Source organism: uncultured Aquimarina sp., from assembly GCF_947492965.1.
Lineage (GTDB): Bacteria > Bacteroidota > Bacteroidia > Flavobacteriales > Flavobacteriaceae > Aquimarina.
This window is the reverse complement of record NZ_CANLOZ010000009.1, coordinates 62,380-78,341: the sequence shown is the minus strand read 5'-3', so window position 1 is coordinate 78,341 and position 15,962 is coordinate 62,380. Positions and strand designations below refer to the sequence as shown.

The window sequence follows — 15,962 nt, the reverse complement described above, 5'->3', positions numbered from 1 at the left end:
TTAGAATTTATAGGTTGCGGTTAACAAAAAGTTTCTGGGAGCACCAGGTCCTAATCTATTTGGACTAAGACCACCTAACCAATAGGTGTCATTAAAGATGTTATTAACTTTTAAAGTTAACTGCATATTTATGATGTTTGGCTTGTAATAAATCGCTCCATCAAATACAGTATATTCTGGCAATAATACTCTACTAGTATTATAAGTAGGATTATACCAAGTAAATCTTTCATCTACATATTGAGCACCAAAACCAATTCCAATTCCCTTTAATATTGGAGTAGTGGTAAAATCATATCTACCCCAAAAATTAGCATTATGCTTTGGAGCTCCTCCGATTCGTTGTCCTACAAATTCTGCAATTGCATCTTCTTCGATTGTAGCATCAGTATAACCATAAGAAGCTGTTAATTGGAAATTTGGTAATACATAACCCGAAATATCCGCTTCAAAACCTCTACTTCTTTGTTCTCCTCTAGTGGTTAAATTACCTAAATCAAAAGTATCTCCAAGTAAGATATTCTTTTGAGTGATATTAAAGATTGCTAAGTTGGCAAATATTTTTCCATTCAAAAATTCTCCTTTGGCACCTAGTTCTATTAAGCTACTTTCTAGTGGATCAAATCTACCTGGCGAAGCAGCCCAAAAGAATCCTTCTGCAGAAGGAGATAACGATACTGTATTGGTATGAGGTTGAAATCCTTCTAAATAGGTAGTATATACGCTAATATCATCTGTAACTTCGTAAGTTACACCTAATCTCGGTACAAAAGCGTTAGTGGTAAATTCCTCTTCATCTCCTTCATAATCGAAGATATCTTTAAACCACTCATATCTCAAGTTTACTAAAGCTGAAAATCTTCCAATCTTAAATTGATTCTGAATATAAACACCATTAGAAGTTGTTAAGTTTGCTGGAATTTCAAATTGCGAAAGTACATAGTTATTCGTATTTCTTATTCCGTTAAAAGGATTTGTTAAGTCTAAATGTGGTACTGCAGGAACTAATAAACCATCCGCAGTTTGCTGAAAATCATTAGGGTCACTTGTTCCAGGTCTAAATCTAGCCGTAGATCCATCATTTAATAAATAATCTCTAGAACTATTAGCTCCACCGGTTCTTCTTTCCCATCTGGAAGCATCATATCCTACTAAAATTTTATTAGTGATATTTCCTTTTTCGATATCGTAATTAAAAAATCCACTGAAATTATCAGTATTCCAATTTTGTTGCCTTTCAGCGTATCTCATTGCTACAAGATTAGGAACTAAATCTCCATTAATATTATACGCCTGACGGAATGCATCCGCTCTGTGTTCTTGTAAATCCTCATCCCAAGTTTGCTTCATATACTGAGCATTGAAACCAAAGTTTTTCGTAAATTTTTTACTAAAACTTGTCATGAATATGAATTCTTTGGTTTTGTAGAAGTCGTTAATTGCGCCAGGATTTAAAGTAGTTGGTGTACTATTTGGGTCATAGTTATCATCTACAGCATCAAAAATTGGTTGTCCTCGATCCAAATTACCTTCAGCATTATTATAAATCATTTCTACATTAAGCGATGTACTTTCGTTAGGGATATAACTTAAAGATGGAGAAATTAAAATAGCATTGTTATTTACAATATCTCTAAAAGAATCAGCTTCCTGAATTGCTGCATTAAAGCGATATAATAACGTTTTAGAATCGTTTAAAGGACCTGTGAAATCTGCAGTGGCTCTTAATGTTCCAAAACTACCTGCAGATACAGATACTTCATTACGATTTTCAGTTAATGGTTTTTTAGTTACCATATTTACAGTTCCTCCAGGATCAGCACTAGAAAATGTTACAGATGAAGGTCCTTTGATAACTTCAACACGTTCTAGGTGAGAGGTAATTGGTTGTAAAAAATAGTACTGACGTGTACGCATACCATTAAGCACTTGTCCATCATCTGCTTGTGTAATACCTCTAATATTATAGTGGTTGTATAAACCAGTAATAGCAACATTACTCACTGTTTTTACAGCGTCTGGTAACTGAAAAGCTTGTCGATCTGCAATAAGCTCCTTGGTTACAGCAGCTACTACCTGTGGTAGTTCTTTATTTTTGATCGCTATTTTGGTAGCCGAAAAAGAATAATCACTGTTGTAATCTTTTCTAACCCGACCAACAACTTCGACAGTTTGTAGTTGTTCTGTACCTTCTTCTAATTGAATAGTACCTACATCGTACGAAGAAGTGTTACCAGTTTCTATGGTATTCTTATATGCTTGAAAACCTAAATAGCGTACTTCAATTTTATAATTTCCGGAAGGAGCATCTATTTCAAATTTTCCAGAATCGTCTGTTAATTTTCCAAAAGTATTTGCGTTACTTTCTAAAGAAATAGTAGCTCCTACGATGGGCGTATTTTGAGAATCGACGATGGTTCCTGTTACTTGCACCTGTGCTAAGGCTGCACAACCACAAATCAGAAATAATAGTTTGGGTAATAATTTAAAAAGTTTCATTGTGTGAATTGATTTGTTTTACGTTTAGATAGTTTTTAGGTATAAGTCTTGTAATTCTTCTGCTGTGATAGCATCAGTGTCGGAGGTATGTACCAGTTTCCCCTCTTTCATAATACCAATTTTAGTACCTACATTAACAGCGTTAAAGATGTCATGGGTGGCCATAAAAATTGCTTTACCTTCATTACTTAGTTCTTTACATATTTTAGTGAATTCTAAAGTGGCTTTAGGGTCTAAACCAGAAATAGGCTCATCCATAAATATGTAATCTGCATTTTTGGAAAGTGCAATGGCGATACCAACTTTTTGGCGCATACCTTTTGAGTATGAAGCAAGTTTGTTTTGATGAGCACTTTCCTGAAGACCAGCTTTTACTAAAAAATTAGATAGTTCTGAATTGGAGTATTTAAAACCAGCTAGTCTACTGAAAAAATTAAGATTTTCTAGACCAGATAAGTTTCCATAGAGTTGAACTACCTCAGGAATATAGGCAATCATCTGTGTTGTTTTATTGCTATTTGGAGTCACTGTTACTCCATTTATTTGCGCTGTACCACTGGTAGCCTCAATAAGACCTAGAAATAGATTAATTGTTGTTGTTTTACCTGCACCATTTTGACCAAGTAGACAAAAAATTTCTCCTTTATCAACGGATAAATTTAAATTGCTAAGAGCCTGGTGCTTACCATATGTTTTGGTGAGATTTATCGCTGTAAGCATAGTATAGAGTAGTATAGAGTTAATGAGTTGTGTATGATTTCGTTTTTTAAGAATTAACTGATAATTCTGTAGAAAATATAGTTTAGTTACATTGGAGGAGGTTTATATAGTAAACCATAAAATTCACAAGAAAACGAGGTGTTGCTTTCTTGCGAATTTTGCAACTTATAGAAATTAGTAGCTAATAGATATATGGTAATAATTTTATTTATTAAAATTCTATATATCTTTAGTATTTGTTTCATTATGAATTAATTATCACTTTTTGCTATAATTCCTAAAAATTCATTTCGGTACGTGGGATCGGTAAACATGCCACCAAATTCTATAGTGGTTGTAAAGCTATTTTTGTCTTTAATTCCTCTAGAAGAAACACATAGATGTTTCGCATTTACGACAACAATTACATCATCGGTACCTAAAGTTTTTTGTAGATCCTTTAATATCTGCAGGCATAATCTTTCCTGTACTTGTGGTCTATGTGAATAATAATCAACCAAACGATTAATTTTAGATAACCCTATTACCTTATCTTTCGGGATATATCCCACATGCGCATTCCCAACTATTGGAAGAAAATGATGCTCACAAGAAGAATCGATATTAATATTTTGCTCTACGAGCATTTTCTGATACCCGTATTTATTTTCAAAAGTGGAAGTTCTCGGTCGATTAGCTGGATTAAGCCCATAAAAAAGTTCCTTTACGTACATTTTTGCAAAGCGATAAGGTGTTCCTGAAAGGCTGTCATCAGTTAAGTCAAGCCCTAATTCTTTCATGATTTCTGCAAAATGATGTTGTATGTTCTTTATTTTTTCATCGTCACTTTTGTCAAAAGCATCCGGTCGTAACGGAGTTTCTGTGGAGCTAGAAGCATGTGCATCACCTATAGATTCTATTTCTTCTTTGTTCATTGTACTCATAGTGCTTTTTCATTAATTTTTACAACATTTTTTATCGTTGCATTGGCAATATTTCTGATTGTAAAAATGCAAAGCAACTAAAGAAAGCGTTACCACATATATTATACTTTCTCCTAAGTGAATGAGTTCGAGTTTTTCATTAAGTATACTAGCAAATAAGATAGACCATAACCCCCAAAAAAGATATTTCATGATGGGTTTGCTTGTGGTCTGAGTAGATCGGTATACGGCAATAAACGATAATGCTAGAAAAATAAAGTCCATACTTTTCCACCATAAAGGTTTAGAACCATGATGATCTGATATGTGTGAGGCTGTATGTGCTAGAAATAAAAAAGGAGTAGCGATACAATGTAGTAGGCAGAGGCTACTAGCCAACATACCTAGTTTGTCTGAGTTATTTTGTATGTCTAATAATTTCAACTGAGGTGCACATTTAAATCCCGGCAAATATACTACTATTTTTACAATTGCAACGTTGTTGCGTTAATATAATTTCTCTACTTTTGACAAAATGTTTTTATGATACGAACAGCGTCTCTTCGATATGCGTATAAGCATTCTGAAGATCAAAATCTAGTTTTCCCAGACATTCACCTTTCTTCCAAAGAGAGCTTATTGATTTTAGGTGCATCTGGCGTAGGAAAGACTACTTTGTTGCATTTATTGGCTGGACTTTTACCGATAGATACGGGAGATGTTTATATTGGGAATACTCATATTAACAGATTAACTAGAGGAGAGTTAAATCATTTTAGAGGACAAAACATTGGTCTTATTTTTCAGAAATCCTATTTTATAAAATCTTTATCTGTGCTGGAAAACTTGTTGATTCGAGAAAAATTTTCGAAAAGTAAAAGTGATCGATATCGGAGAGAAGAATTATTAATGCATTTAGGATTATGTGATCAAATGCATAAAAAGGTATATCAACTTAGCGAAGGACAACAACAACGATTATCGATAGCTCTAGGAGTAATTCATAAACCTAAAATCATATTAGCAGATGAACCGACATCCAATTTGGATGATATCAATTGCGAAATAGTAGTTTCTCTTCTAAAAAAAGAAGCTAAGATCTGTAATAGCAATTTAGTAATTATAACGCATGATCAGCGAGTAAAGCCGCATTTTAATAATCATATAATCTTATAAAATTGTTATACTTAGCGTACAAAAATCTTATTTCTAAACCTCTAAATACGGTATTAAGTGTTTTACTCTTGATACTTAGTATTTCACTTGCTACGTTTATTTTGCAAGTAAAAAAACAACTTAACGAACATCTAGAGGGAAATACGAAGCATTTTGATATGGTTATTGGGGCCAAGGGAAGTCCTTTGCAATTGGTATTATCATCTCTATTACATATAGATAATCCGACCGGAAACATAGATCTAGAAGAAGCTATGAAAATAGCTAAAAAACCAATGGTCAAATATAAGGTTCCTGTTTCATACGGAGATAATTACAAAGGATATAGGATTTTAGGAACAACACATAAATACCTAGAGGTTTATAAAGCACAATTACAAAGAGGAAGATTATATGAAAAATCGTTCGAAGCTGTCGTCGGAAGTCAAGTTGCAGAGCAAATAAATCTTAAGGTTGGTAAAACTTTTGCAAGTAGTCATGGTTTGGCTGAGAGCGGTTTAGAAACTCATAAAGAAAAGCCATTTGTGATTACAGGTATTTTAAAACCGACAGGAACTATCATTGATAATCTGATTATTACAAATCTCGAAAGTATTTGGGAAGTTCATGAACACTCGTATGATGAAGGTCATGAAAATCAAGAAGTTCATCAAAAGCATCAAGACCCCGTTAAGAAAGAGAATTTTAATCTTATCACAGAAACACAATCTCATGAAGATGATGGGCATGCTCATGAAAATAAAGAGTATCACCTTGTCGAAGAACATAATCATTCGCAAGACGATCCTAAGCATAAAGAGGAACATGATCACTCCAAAGAACACGATCACTCAGAAAGAGATGATGAAGAGAAAAAAGAAATCACTTCATTACTAGTTAAATTTAGAAATCCAATAGGAGTGTTGCAGACATCCAGGTTTGTAAACGAAAAATCTACAATGCAAGCAGCAATTCCAAAATTTGAAATTGATCGATTAACGACGTTTTTAGGGGTAGGGTTTCAGGCAATTAATGGGATTTCTTTAGTGATACTTTTTATTGCTTCACTTAGTATTTTTATTAATGTTGTAAGATCAGTAAGAGAAAGAAAACAGGAGTTGGCTTTATTGAGAACCTATGGAATAAGTACGTTTCAGTTGATAAAACTTGTTTTTTTGGAAGCGCTAATGCTAACTTTAATCAGTGCTATTTTTGGTTGGTTGTTTGGTAGGTTAGGCGTCTGGTTGTTTTCAGTTTTCTCCGATGCTTATGGGTATGATTTTCAGTTCGGTATGCCTAATAGAGAAGAGGTTTATATGTTGTTACTAGTTATGGTTACTACTTTGCCAGCAGCAATTATAGCCTCTTTGTCTTTATTAAAATTAAATGTTTCTAAAATATTAGCTGATGCGTAAGTTTTGTTTGTTTATCATAGTATTATTTAGTGTTACTTCGACCTTGTTTTCTCAAAAAAAAGTATCCTGGAATGACTTGGCGCAAGTAACGTTTCGTAATGTTTATAATGTAAACTATGATGATTATTTTTTGAAACCAACATTTGATACATCTGTAGAAGCTCTTGAGGGTACCAAAATAAAGCTTACAGGATATTTTCTAGACTTTTCATCAGAAGATGATCAGTTTCTTTTGCTTTCTCGAAACCCGATGTCCTCCTGTTTTTTCTGCGGAGGATCTGGACCTGAATCTGTTGTAGAAGTGATATTTAAAAACAATACAAAATATAAAACTGATCAAATCGTGGAGATAATAGGTGTACTCGAACTCAATGACGATGATGTTGATCATTGTAATTATATTCTTCGGGATGCTATCGGTAGATTAATAGAATAAATTAATCATATTTGCACACTAGTTTTTAGATCGAATTACTTAAGTTTGATTTCAAATTAATAAAGAAAATATACGATTCATTATCCGATGAAACAGATACTTTTAAAAAGCTATTTTATAATAGTTTTCCTGATAATTTTTTCTTCATGTAAGAAGAATAATTACCTCACCAGCATAGAAGGTAAAAGAATTGAAATTAACGACACTATTGTTAGCAACCCTGAAGTTGAAGCTTTTGTTAAGCCCTATAGAACTCATGTGAATAAAATGTTAGATAGTGCTTTGGCTTACGCTCCACAAACATATTCCAAAGGTGAAGGAGATTTGAATACTGCCATTGGTAATTTAATGGCAGATATAGTACTAGAACAAGCAAATCCAGTTTTCACCTCAAGAACAGGAAATAAAATCGACATGGTACTATTAAATTATGGAGGAATACGAGCTCCTATTTCCAAAGGGAATATAAGTGCAAGGACAGCATATCAGGTGATGCCTTTTGAGAATAGCATAATCGTAGCCGAAATGAAAGGAGCTTTAATTAAAAAGTTGATTGCGTATTTACAGGAGTCTAAAAGAGCACATCCAATTTCTGGATTAAAACTTACTTTGGATCATAATTTTGAAGTTGTAAATGCATTAATTAATGATAAAGAGATTGATGACGAGACTTCGTATTTCGTGGCGACAAATGATTATCTATATAACGGAGGTAGTAATATGTCTTTTTTTAAGGAATCAACTAATTCACACATACTGAATTATAAAATTCGAAATGCGATGATTGACTATTTTAAAAAAGTAGACACAATTAATCCGGTAAGGGATGATAGGTTCATACAAATTAACAAATAAGGAACAGGAATGAAGCGTAGAGAATTTGTAAAACAAACAGCGGTAACAGCAGGAGCAGTAGTATTAGGAGGTTCAGGTTTATCATCTTTTACAGGGAATTACACTAAAAAGATTACCATCTTGCATACTAATGATGTGCACAGTCATATAGATCCATTTGGTCCAGAAGATGGGCGAAATGCAAATAAAGGAGGTGTTGCAAGGAGAGCTACAATTATAGAAAATGTTCGAAAAGAAAATCCAAATACCTTATTGTTGGATGCAGGTGACATATTTCAAGGAACACCCTATTTTAATTTTTATGGAGGAGAATTAGAGTTTAAGCTAATGAGTATGCTTAAATATGATGTTGCTACTATTGGGAATCATGATTTTGATAATGGTATCGAAGGTTTGCATGCACAATTGCCTTATGCGGGATTCAAATTCGTTTCTGCGAACTATGATTTTTCCAATACGGTAATGGATACTTTTGTAAAGCCTTATGAAATTATCATAAAGGATGGAATTAAGATCGGAATATTTGGACTTGGTATTGCTTTAGAAGGATTGGTGATGAAAGATTTATATAAGGAGACGAAATATTTGGATCCGATTGAGATTGCTCAGGATATGACCTCAAAACTAAAGAATGAAGAAAAATGTGATTTGGTAATATGTTTGTCTCATTTGGGATATGATTATAAGAAAGAACCGAATAAAGTAGGGGATATAAGTCTAGCCAAAGCGACAGAAGATATAGATCTTATTATCGGAGGACATACACATACTTTTCTTAAAGAACCAACGATAGTACAAAACCGAAAAGATAAAGAGGTGATGGTAAATCAGGTAGGTTGCTTTGGATTATATTTAGGTAGAATTGATTTTTATTTTGATCACCAAAAAAGTAAAGTTTCTAAAGCAAGTACGATTTCTGTATAGAAGGTAATTAATGTAAAATATAATTTAAAATAAAAGTCCAGTACAAATTTGTACTGGACTTTTATTTTAAAACCTTTTGGGATTAGTTTTATTCTTTAAGCGTAACTGTACGTTTTACGTTATTAAATGGTCCTGGAATTAAATTTCCTTCTGCATCTATAAGTTCTAGTTGTATAGTTACTTCACCTTTAGGTAATCCTTTCATTACATAAGGAGTCCATTCTGTAAGCATGTATACTTTATCGTTGATGGTTGCACGTACCTTATTCCCCTCTGGAGATAATTCAGTATTCAGAACAAAAAAGTCTAATAAAACCTGTTCAGTTCCTTTTCCAGAATATTCACCTTTGGGTCTGCTATAAATAAGTGTTGGAGCTTTCATATCAAGACCTATAGTATCTTTTGGATTCTCTCCAACTACTACTTTGCGAACTACTACAGAGTTTTCATTCTTTACAGACTCATGAAATGAACGACTTAAAAAAGCAACTAAATGATGAACGCCATCAGGAATTTCTTTTTTAAAAGTAGGTTCGTAATGAGCAGAATACGGTTGGTTATTTAGGATAAAATGAATGTGCTGTCCTTTTCCTGAGTTTGCTAATTTTTCTGGATTTGGACCTGTAGTTTGTGCTCCTAATTCATAGTTTTCTACTTTAAACGAAAAGTCCATCTCGCCAGATGCTTTAGCAACTATTTCTTCTGGCGTATCCAATATAAGTGTTGCATCAGCATATGCAGGAGAACCTTCTAGTTTGTCTAATATGATTTCTGGTTTTGCTACTTCTTCTTTAACCTCAGTTTCTACTTGGTCCGTCGTTGTTTCTGTTTCTGATGCTTTTTTCTCCTGTTTACAGGCTGTAAAAGTAACTGCTATTAGAAGCATTTTAGCTAATAAGTGTTTTGTGTGAAATTTCATTTGTTTGGTTTTCAAGGGTTATAAATTTGTAATTAATGAAAGTACCAACTATAATTGGGTTAGTTAATTCTTGACTTAAAATTATTGAATTTTTTCTTTTTTAATTTTAGCTCAAAAAATACAAATTATCCTAGTATTTCCATTGTATATCTTGATGTTTTATTAGATTTTATTTATGACTTAAAAACAGATAAAAAAATATAAGGTAAACTAAGCTCCATTAATAGCATTTAGGAAAATAGTAGTTGCTATTCCAAAACCTGCTCCTGATACAAATAGATTCCATTTAAGATGTTCTCCTTTGATGAATTTCGTATATATCCACAAAGCAATCGTAAATAAAAGTACAATGAATAGTTGTCCAACCTCTATTCCAATATTAAAAGCAAATAAAGGCATAACAATACTATCCGTAAATAACATGAATTTAAAATTACTAGCAAAAGCTAATCCGTGGATTAAACCGAAAACCAACGCAATGGTGTATTTTATTTTGGTATCCGAAAATTTACCTTCTTTGCCATAGTTTACAATATTAGCGATGGCAGTAATCATAATGGTAAAAGGAATTAAAGTATCTATGAGTTTGGAATTAGCTGGTATCACATCCAAAGCACTGAGAATAAGAGTCCCACTATGTCCAATAGTAAAGGCTGTTATGATTACTAATATTTGTTTCCATTGTTCTAGTTTGAAAGCAGCACACAATGTCATTACAAACAACAAATGGTCATAGGCATTAATATCTACAATATGCTCCCATCCATTAATAAAAAAAGAACCGAAATTATCCATTTAAAATTTACGTATTAAAAGTTTAGTTTATGTTTTGTATGGTTATAGGTTTAGAGTTATTGGTTTGTCTAATGTGGTAACCTCAAAATAATCTTCGGATATAAAAGGAGGAATTCTCACAGTCATCCTATTGGACTGTAAAAAGTCAAAATCTTCAAAAAATAGAGTGTTTTCTATACAGATTTGATCTCCTTCTGTAATTGTAGGAATTTTTTTAGCAAACTTTATAGAGAGTACGTTGTGCTTTTCGAAGACTTCGGAAGAAGTATAGATCAGCGGGTAGACTTCATTATTAATAATAATCCTATAATAGCGCTGAAAGTATTTTTCAATAGCCTTTATATCGTCTTTAGATAAATTGCTAGCGTTGAAGTTCTTTGTAAAAGTATCATTCATGCTAAAAGTAAAGTCATCAATAAAGACTCTGCATTCTACTCGCAATAGGTTATCTTTTGGAAAGCTTTGAATTAACGAAGAGGTCAATTTTATGGGATGCGTGCTATTAAATGACGTTGATATAAGGAGTAAAACTCCAAGAAATATGATTTTAAAAAATTTCATGTTTACAATAATTTAATTATTTACAAGGGATTTGTGTAGCAAGTCTTTCTATAGTTGTTTCTAAAATTCGTGGTGAAGTTTTTTCTGGCGTATAAACCACAGAAAGATTTTTTGAATGTAGGTTTAAAATGGATTGTTGAACTCCAGATTCTTTAAAAATTCCTTCTTCTAATATTTTTTGGCACTTTTTACATGCAGCCTTGGGAATATTTACAACTAAAGTACTATCTCCTTCTTTTATTTGTAAAACTCTTTTTTCTTCTTCGATGGAGCTACAAGATGTAAATAGTACAACAAATAGTATAAAAAACAGGTTTTTCATAGCTAATGTTAAAATAAGTTTGAAAAGTAATATGAGAAATTTTCAATGATAGAGTCTAGAGCCTATTTAGTAGGAAAAATAGGACTTAGACTATATCAATTGTTTCTTTAGGCGAAGCTTTTAATGACTAGATGTATGCAAACACAACGGTTTATCATATAAATAAACTACTTGCGATCTTTCTGAAAACATCTTATATGTGCAGAAAGATTACAAAAAATAACATGAAAAAATAAAAACTTCGTATAAACTTAACAACTAGGAGGAGGTTTGTTGTATACCGTTTTAGGTAGCGTAATACAATTGTTAAGTGTAGTATAGTTAAAGTTAGTGGTTTCTTTATAAGAGATAATAAAAGGTTTGTACTCATAATTTTCTACATCATGATTAGAAAAAGGAGTAAACTGATGATGAGTAATGATTATTTCACATAATTCACATTCTACTCCAATATCATCGGAGAAATGAGAAAACGCATGCAAGTCAGCCACTCTTATTAAGAGAAAACTGAAAAGAAAAAATAGAGAAATAATATTTTTTAAAGAAAGACTTCTCATCAGGTAAATATAAGAATTCTAGAGAATCTTAAAATGTATCGAGTAAATTTAACGCTCTGATTTTGTCTGGAAAGAGAATTTTAGATCATTTTGTTTGATCTATTTTCTTGTAGATTAAACATTTAATGAGGAGATATGATGTTAAAAAGATTTTTTTATAGTTAAATTAAGTTAAATAAAAGTTAAATGTTTTTATTGGTTTATTTTCATTTAAACTAAAATTTGGAATATTTTGTTATACATAAAAATCTTCTCAATGGCTAAAAACACTAATGCAATGATGTTGCGTTAGTGTTTTTTATTTGGTTGTTTTTACCCTAAAAATGGATTTGTTAATACGTTGGCCTGCGGTTTTACCACAGTGATTTTTTCATTTGAATTTTTAATTTTGGGCACTAACACAAATTTAACTCATATGAAAACTTTTAGTAAACTAGCTGCGGGCGCTATGCTCTCAGCATTGATGATCACCTCTTGTCAAAACGAAAATTTTTCGGACGGAACGGTGGAAACTATTGTACAACCAACGAGTACAGAAGGTAAAATTATTCCAGGACAATTTATTATTACGTTCAAGGATTCTAAGGTAGAACCAGCATCTAAGGTTTTAGAAAAAAGATCTTTTACGAGTAGAGAGGACAAGGCAAGTGCCGTTCGCGATATCTCGGAGGTTTCTATTAAAAAAATGAACACCATTTTATCTGAATACAATGTGGATCAGTCCAAAGTATTAAGCTATTACACTACAAAAATTTCTGGAGTAGCAATTAATCTTGATGATAGCGAATTCGAAAAAATAGCAAAAGATGACAATATTGCTTCTATAGAATATGATAGAGTAGTGGAGTTGCCAAAATTCGAAATAGAAGAAGTAATCTCTGGAGAGCAGTCTCAAAGAATGGCACAGCAGACACCTTGTGGAATTACACGTGCAGGTGGAGCTGGAAATGGCGCTAATAGAGACGAATGGATTTGGGTAATCGATACAGGTATTGATTTAGATCACCCAGATCTTAATGTAGTAACCAATACTACCTACGCAAGATCTTTTGTGGGAGGTTCTGCAAACGATTGTAACGGTCACGGAACGCATGTTGCGGGAACTGCTGGAGCGATCAATAATGGAATTGGTGTTGTAGGAGTTTCTGCAGGAGCACCAGTAGTACCAGTGAGAGTTTTTGGATGTAGTGGAGGAACTAGTACATCTACAATCTTATCAGGAATCAACCATGTTGGTCAGTACGATTTACCAGGTGATGTAGCTAATTTAAGTCTAGGAGGTTTCTTCGGATCAGGATGTGCTAATAACTCTTCTTATAGAAGTGCTTTAACGGCATTAGCTAACGGAGGAACAAGAATAGCAATCGCTGCAGGAAACAGTAGTGCGAACTCTGCAAATTATCAGCCTGCTTGTGTAAATGGAAATAATATTTTCACAGTTGCGTCTATGACTTGTAATAGAGGTTTCTCATCTTTTTCTAATTATAATATGAATCCAGTAGATGTAATTGCTACAGGAAGTAGTGTAAGAAGTACATATCTAAATGGAGGATATGCAACTTTAAGCGGTACGTCAATGGCATCGCCTCATGTAGCTGGAATCATGCACGCTAGAAATAACGGACCTAGAACATCCGGCACAGTTAGTAGCCGAGGAGAAAACTATCCTATCGCTGTAAGATAAAAAGAATATCATTTTATTTTATCGTTGGGATGTGTAGTTACGAAACCATTAGCTGGAGAGCTGATGGTTTCATTTTTTACATTTATTACAAATACCAATCACTAAAAACTGTGTTTCCTGTATTGTAAACCCTTCTAAATTAGGAATATGAAGCGTGTTTGGTTGGCAGGTAACTTCATTGCATATTTGACATTCGAAATGAATATGGTTATGGATTTTGTGCGAAGTTCCACAACTGTTACCACATAAAGCGTAATACGCTTTTCCGTTTTTACCCGTCACGAAATGAACTTCTCCTTTTTCTGCAAAACGGTCCAAAATCCTATATATCGTAGTTTTATTGACTTTTATAGGCATGGCGAGCATGATGTCATCGGCAGACAATGTGTGCTCCGATTTGGATAAAATTTCTTTAACCAGGTTTTGTTTTTCTGTATTCCTAGTTTTTTTTATTTCCATAATATTATGTTCAAATTCCCGTTGATACGGTTAAAATAATAATTTTTAATAAGAGAACAATCATTTTAAGAAGTATACATAAAGAACTTTTATCAATATTTAAAAAATCTATCCTGTATAAAGAGGGAGTTTTTTTATTTAACTTCGCAAAACTTAACTACATATTATGAGAACACTTAGTAAATTAACAGTATTAGTAGCGGCAATTTTGTTTGTTTCTTGCAAGCAAAACCCAGCAGAATCTCCAGAGCACAAAGCGATGGTAGAGAAACACAAAACCATGGAAACTTCTCATGAGACAATGGCTCAAGAGCATAGTGCTATGAAGGATGATCATCAACAAATGGTGAATGCGCATAAAACATTAGAGAACGATTCGATCCATGTGATTACCGAAAAAAAACACACTGATGTTTTAGCAAAACATGGTGAGTTAATCGCTGCACACAAAGCATTAATAGAAAAACATGCAGAGCTTGAAGCTAAACATGTTTCTGGTGAAATTACGTTAGAGCAGATGACCAAGGAACATGAGTCTATGAGTGCAGAACATGAGACTATGGAAAAAGAACACCAAAAACTAGCTGCTGAGCATAAGCAAATTAAGGAAGAAGATGAGAAAATGATCAAAGAAGATCAGGAAAAAGCAAAAGAAGGTGAAGTTGATAAAGAATAATAATTTATTGATATAAATTATTAAATATGAATCGAGTTGAAAGTAATTTTAGCTCGATTTTTTTATGTTAATACCAATTGCAATTGGTGTCAGGTTAATTCAATTATAGTAAATGGTTTATATTTTGAATGCTGTTTTCAATTGCTTCAGTTAAAGTAGAAGGATTACTTCCTGGACCAATGGTAAGAAGTTTAGCACCTGTTATAGGTATTCCATTAAAAGGTCGTATATAAACGTCTCCATCAGGTTTTCTTTCGAAGTAGGTGTAGTTTTTATCATTCTTTATTTTAGTACATCCTTTTATTCGCAGAATACTTTTAGGTATTGCCTCACAAATCTTGTAAATACAATCAATTTCAGGAAGATTGGGCAAATCCACAGAACTAGAAGCCCAATGAGCTTTTTGATGATTAAATTGCTGTGCTCTATTGTTGGTAGGGACTAATTCGGGAAGTGATAAAACATTTAAATTCTCCATCGTTGTGATTTTCGCAAAAGGATTTAATATTTTTAATTCTTCAACTACAGTAGTTTTTCTATCTGAAGAAATAGTATGTATATGCGTTAGTACAATTAAAGAAGAAACCTGTATTTGATTTGTTTCTAATTCATTGTGTTCACCTCTATGTTGCCAGTTTTTAGCATCCACTACAGATATTTGGATCGGTGGTAAAAACCGTTCATTCAGTCCAACACCGAGAAACTCCATCAATGTACACGCATCTGATGTTCCATTAGCTTCAATTAAAGTGATTCCGTTTTTTCGGGCTGGAATTCTATTAATTACATTTCTTAGTTCCACAATACCGCTACAGCAAATGCAACTGCCACTTAATGGTTTAATACTATTTAATTCAATTTGTTCAGAAAATTGTTGAGCATCTAAATAGGCATTTTCATAGTCATTGAGAATGACAAATGGATCCCAATTTCTACTGATAAAACTAGTCAATAAGTGTTTGAGTAATGTAGTTTTTCCAGCTCCTAAAAAACCTACAACCGTTATGATGGCTTCTTTATTGTTAACCACTAGGATATTAATTTAAAAGGTATTGTTTTTAAGTAATAGTTTAAGATACTATC

At 32.8% G+C, this 15,962-nt stretch carries 18 protein-coding genes; 7 read left to right on the top strand and 11 right to left on the bottom strand.

The features are described from left to right. From Q1B37_RS19965 to Q1B37_RS19950, 4 genes are all read right to left on the bottom strand, one after another. The gene (locus Q1B37_RS19965) at positions 1–2,499 is read right to left on the bottom strand and encodes a TonB-dependent receptor (protein WP_299901695.1); all 2,499 of its coding nucleotides are present in this window, start codon (positions 2,497–2,499) and stop codon (positions 1–3) included. A gap of 24 nt (positions 2,500–2,523) precedes the next feature. Then, positions 2,524–3,219, bottom strand: coding sequence for an ATP-binding cassette domain-containing protein (locus Q1B37_RS19960; RefSeq protein WP_299901693.1), 696 nt, complete (start codon positions 3,217–3,219; stop codon positions 2,524–2,526). Positions 3,220–3,470: 251 nt separating this feature from the next. After that, positions 3,471–4,133, bottom strand: a complete 663-nt coding sequence (gene folE / locus Q1B37_RS19955; RefSeq protein WP_299901806.1) for a GTP cyclohydrolase I FolE — start codon at positions 4,131–4,133, stop codon at positions 3,471–3,473. Between the two features lie 21 nt (positions 4,134–4,154). Further along, entirely contained in the window at positions 4,155–4,565 is a 411-nt protein-coding gene (locus Q1B37_RS19950) for a MerC domain-containing protein (RefSeq protein ID WP_299901690.1), read from the bottom strand. Between the two features lie 99 nt (positions 4,566–4,664). Between Q1B37_RS19950 and Q1B37_RS19945 the strand changes: the two genes are divergently transcribed. From Q1B37_RS19945 to Q1B37_RS19925, 5 genes are all read left to right on the top strand, one after another. Beyond that, on the top strand, positions 4,665–5,297 hold the full coding sequence (locus Q1B37_RS19945; protein WP_299600408.1) for an ATP-binding cassette domain-containing protein: 633 nt from the start codon (positions 4,665–4,667) through the stop codon (positions 5,295–5,297). A gap of 2 nt (positions 5,298–5,299) precedes the next feature. After that, positions 5,300–6,691, top strand: coding sequence for an ABC transporter permease (locus Q1B37_RS19940; protein ID WP_299600410.1), 1,392 nt, complete (start codon positions 5,300–5,302; stop codon positions 6,689–6,691). Then, positions 6,684–7,127 (top strand): hypothetical protein, encoded by a 444-nt coding sequence (locus tag Q1B37_RS19935; protein WP_299901688.1) that lies wholly within the window; start codon positions 6,684–6,686, stop codon positions 7,125–7,127. Before Q1B37_RS19940 ends, Q1B37_RS19935 begins: the two co-directional genes overlap by 8 nt. Before the next feature lie 87 nt (positions 7,128–7,214). After that, positions 7,215–7,982 carry a 5'-nucleotidase gene (locus tag Q1B37_RS19930; protein ID WP_299901685.1) on the top strand — a complete coding sequence of 256 codons (768 nt, stop codon included), beginning with the start codon at positions 7,215–7,217 and terminating at the stop codon, positions 7,980–7,982. A 9-nt stretch (positions 7,983–7,991) separates the two neighbouring features. Then, positions 7,992–8,906: a bifunctional UDP-sugar hydrolase/5'-nucleotidase gene (locus Q1B37_RS19925; protein ID WP_299901682.1), complete on the top strand. Its 915-nt coding sequence runs from the start codon at positions 7,992–7,994 to the stop codon at positions 8,904–8,906. 88 nt (positions 8,907–8,994) lie between these two features. Here the strand turns inward: Q1B37_RS19925 and Q1B37_RS19920 are convergent, their stop codons facing one another. The 5 genes from Q1B37_RS19920 to Q1B37_RS19900 all read right to left on the bottom strand — a co-directional run bounded on the left by Q1B37_RS19920 (position 8,995) and on the right by Q1B37_RS19900 (position 11,994). After that, entirely contained in the window at positions 8,995–9,825 is an 831-nt protein-coding gene (locus Q1B37_RS19920; RefSeq protein ID WP_299600418.1) for a hypothetical protein, read from the bottom strand. A gap of 210 nt (positions 9,826–10,035) precedes the next feature. Beyond that, positions 10,036–10,620: a HupE/UreJ family protein gene (locus Q1B37_RS19915; protein WP_299901680.1), complete on the bottom strand. Its 585-nt coding sequence runs from the start codon at positions 10,618–10,620 to the stop codon at positions 10,036–10,038. Between the two features lie 42 nt (positions 10,621–10,662). Then, a complete protein-coding gene (locus Q1B37_RS19910) occupies positions 10,663–11,181 on the bottom strand; it encodes a DUF6702 family protein (RefSeq protein WP_299901678.1) in 519 nt (172 codons plus the stop codon). A gap of 16 nt (positions 11,182–11,197) precedes the next feature. After that, positions 11,198–11,503, bottom strand: coding sequence for a hypothetical protein (locus tag Q1B37_RS19905; protein WP_299901675.1), 306 nt, complete (start codon positions 11,501–11,503; stop codon positions 11,198–11,200). 251 nt (positions 11,504–11,754) lie between these two features. Next, entirely contained in the window at positions 11,755–11,994 is a 240-nt protein-coding gene (locus Q1B37_RS19900) for a hypothetical protein (RefSeq protein WP_299600427.1), read from the bottom strand. 481 nt (positions 11,995–12,475) lie between these two features. Between Q1B37_RS19900 and Q1B37_RS19895 the strand changes: the two genes are divergently transcribed. After that, a complete protein-coding gene (locus Q1B37_RS19895) occupies positions 12,476–13,744 on the top strand; it encodes a S8 family serine peptidase (protein WP_299600429.1) in 1,269 nt (422 codons plus the stop codon). A gap of 69 nt (positions 13,745–13,813) precedes the next feature. On the opposite strand, the gene Q1B37_RS19890 is transcribed toward Q1B37_RS19895, so the two are convergent. Then, on the bottom strand, positions 13,814–14,203 hold the full coding sequence (locus Q1B37_RS19890) for a transcriptional repressor (protein WP_299600431.1): 390 nt from the start codon (positions 14,201–14,203) through the stop codon (positions 13,814–13,816). 166 nt (positions 14,204–14,369) lie between these two features. On the opposite strand from Q1B37_RS19890, the gene Q1B37_RS19885 reads away from it, so the two are divergent. Continuing rightward, complete coding sequence (locus tag Q1B37_RS19885; RefSeq protein WP_299901672.1) at positions 14,370–14,879, top strand: hypothetical protein; 510 nt, start codon at positions 14,370–14,372, stop codon at positions 14,877–14,879. A 103-nt stretch (positions 14,880–14,982) separates the two neighbouring features. Here Q1B37_RS19885 and Q1B37_RS19880 read toward each other — a convergent pair whose 3' ends face one another. Then, positions 14,983–15,909 carry a GTP-binding protein gene (locus tag Q1B37_RS19880; RefSeq protein WP_299901669.1) on the bottom strand — a complete coding sequence of 309 codons (927 nt, stop codon included), beginning with the start codon at positions 15,907–15,909 and terminating at the stop codon, positions 14,983–14,985. Positions 15,910–15,962 lie beyond the last annotated feature (53 nt).